Below are 2,867 nucleotides of genomic sequence, written 5' to 3' on the forward strand. Positions count from 1 at the left end.
GCGCCTGGACCGTCGGCGTCATCCCCAAGATGCTGCTGCGCCGCGAAGTCGCCGACACCGACGCCGACGAGCTGATCGTGACCGACACGATGCGGGAGCGCAAACAGATCATGGAAGACCGCGCCGATGCGTTCATTGCATTGCCGGGCGGCATCGGCACGCTTGAGGAGCTGTTTGAGGCCTGGACCGGCGGGTATCTCGGTATGCACACCAAGCCGGTCGTGATGCTCGACCCGGCCGGACATTTCGATGGGTTGCGCGCATGGCTCCACGGACTGGTCGACAGCGGATACGTCTCGCAAGCCGCATTGGACCGGCTGGTGGTTGTCGACGAGGTGAGTGCCGCACTCGCCGCCTGCGCACCCGAATGAGTTAGTGAGCCGTTACGGATTAGGCTGGCCGCGCATACAGCGGTTCAGCAAAGTGAGGGATAACAGTGTCTGAACACGACTCCGGTACCCGCTCATCGGTCGGGTTGGTCGATATCGCCACCCGGGTGCCCGGGGTGTTAGCCGATGTTCCGGTGATGATCCGCGGCGTGCTCACTGGGCTGCTGGCTCGGCCGACCTCCAAGACGTCGATCGGCAAAGTGTTCCAGGAACGCGCCGCCCGGTTCGGCGACCGGGTGTTCCTCCGGTTCGGCGAGCAGCAACTGACCTACCGCGAGGCCAATGCGACCGCCAACCGCTATGCCGCGGCGCTGGCGGCGCGTGGTGTCGGTCACGGCGATGTCGTCGGGGTCATGCTGCGGAACTCGCCCAATGCGGTGCTGATGATGCTGGCCGTGGTCAAATGCGGCGCGATCGCGGGGATGCTCAACTACCACCAGCGCGGCGAGGTGCTGGCACACAGCCTGGGCTTGCTCGACGCGAAAGTACTCGTCATCGAATCCGACCTGATCGACGCGGTCGACGAATGCGGCGGCGCCGGCATAGCGCCGACGACGATCGAGGAGATGGAGCGCCTGGCAGCCACCGCGCCCACCACCAACCCGGCGTCGGCATCGGCGGTGCTGGCCAAGGACACCGCGTTCTACATCTTCACCTCGGGCACCACGGGCCATCCCAAGGCCAGCGTGATGACGCATCGTCGGTGGTTGTCCGCTTTGGCGGCGTTCGGCGGGCTGGGTTTGCGGCTGAGGGGTTCCGACACGTTGTACAGCTGCCTGCCGCTGTACCACAACAACGCGCTGACGGTCGCGGTCGGATCGGTGATCAACTCGGGGGCAACCCTGGCCTTGGGCAAGTCCTTTTCGGCGTCGCGGTTTTGGGACGAGGTGATCGCCAGCGACGCAACGGCGTTCATCTATATCGGCGAGGTGTGCCGCTATCTGCTCAACCAGCCGGCCAAACCGACCGATCGCGCCCACAAGGTGCGGGTGATCGCCGGCAACGGGTTGCGTCCTGAGATCTGGGACGAGTTCACCGCCCGGTTCGGCATCGAGCGGGTGTGCGAGTTCTATGCGGCCAGTGAGGGCAACACCGCGTTCATCAACATCTTCAATGTGCCCCGGTCGACGGGCATTGCGCCGATGCCGCTGGCCTACGTGCAGTACGACCCCGACACCGGCGAGCCGCTGCGCGGCGAGGATGGCCGGGTGCAGCGGGTGCCCGCCGGCGAGCCGGGTCTGTTGCTCAGCCCGGTGAATCGGCTGCAGCCGTTTGACGGTTACACCGATCCCAGCGCGAGTGAAAAGAAGCTGGTGCGCAACGCCTTTCGTGAGGGCGACTGCTGGTTCAACACCGGCGATGTGATGAGCCCGCAGGGCATGCGCCATGCCGCGTTTGTCGACCGGCTCGGCGACACATTCCGCTGGAAGGGCGAGAACGTCGCGACGACGCAAGTGGAACGCGCGCTGGCAGCCGACAAGTCCGTCGAGGAGAGTGCTGTGTTCGGTGTGGAGATTCCCCGCACCGGCGGGCGCGCCGGGATGGCCGCGGTCAAGCTCCGCGACGGCGTCGAGTTCGACGGGAAGGCCGTTGCCCACACCGTTTACGACCAGCTGCCGGGATACGCACTGCCGCTGTTCATACGAGTGGTCGAGTCGATGGAGCACACCACCACGTTCAAGAGCCGCAAGGTGGATCTGCGCGAGCAGGGTTACGGTCCCGATATCGAGGACCCGCTATACGTGTTGGCCGGCCGCGACGAGGGTTATGTGCCGTTCTACGACGAATATCCGGACGAGGTCGCGGCGGGTAAGCGTCCGCAGGGCTAACGACGCACGCCGGTCGCTCCGTCATCAATAGCCACAGCAGTACCGTCAGATGGGCGGCACTCCTTTCTCAATAGTGATGCATATGCGATATCACCAAGGCGGTGATATCGTCCGCGCCTCGAAATGAAAAAGAGGGTGCCCCCTGACTCAGCGCCTGAAGAGGCCATTGAGTCTCGTGAGGTTCAGCGAGGCCCTCATCGCTCGGGCGGCGCCGACGACGGGCACCATAGACGGGTGCACTCCACCCTGTGCGGTCGCCGAGTAACGAGCGACCGCCCGCTGATCATGGCGATCGTCAACCGCACACCGGATTCGTTTTACGACCGCGGTGCCACCTTCGGCGACGCCGCGGCCCGCGACGCCGCGCATCGCGTCATCGCCGAGGGTGCTGACGTCGTCGACGTGGGCGGCGTCAAGGCGGGCCCGGGAGAGAACATCGACACCGAAACCGAAATAGCCCGGGTAGTGCCGTTCGTCGAGTGGCTGCGCGATAGCTACCCCGACCAACTGATCAGCATCGACACGTGGCGCGCCGAGGTTGCCCGGCAGGCCTGCGGGGCGGGCGCGGACCTGATCAACGACACCTGGGGTGGTGTCGATCCAGCGATGCCCGAGGTGGCCGCGGAATTCGGAGCCGGGCTGGTGTGCT

The 2,867-nt window shown here is 65.5% G+C and carries 3 protein-coding genes; all 3 read left to right on the plus strand.

Features of this window, described 5'->3' with window-relative positions; translation table 11 throughout:
• A partial coding sequence (locus WB785_RS03080; RefSeq protein ID WP_424077228.1) for a TIGR00730 family Rossman fold protein occupies positions 1 to 371 on the plus strand: 371 nt, incomplete at its 5' end.
• Positions 372 to 436: 65 nt separating this feature from the next.
• Complete coding sequence (fadD6, locus tag WB785_RS03085; protein WP_424077229.1) at positions 437 to 2,218, plus strand: long-chain-acyl-CoA synthetase FadD6; 1,782 nt, start codon at positions 437 to 439, stop codon at positions 2,216 to 2,218.
• A 285-nt stretch (positions 2,219 to 2,503) separates the two neighbouring features.
• A partial coding sequence (locus WB785_RS03090) for a dihydropteroate synthase (RefSeq protein WP_424077230.1) occupies positions 2,504 to 2,867 on the plus strand: 364 nt, incomplete at its 3' end.

This window comes from Mycobacterium sp., assembly GCF_049585075.1.
Lineage (GTDB): Bacteria > Actinomycetota > Actinomycetes > Mycobacteriales > Mycobacteriaceae > Mycobacterium.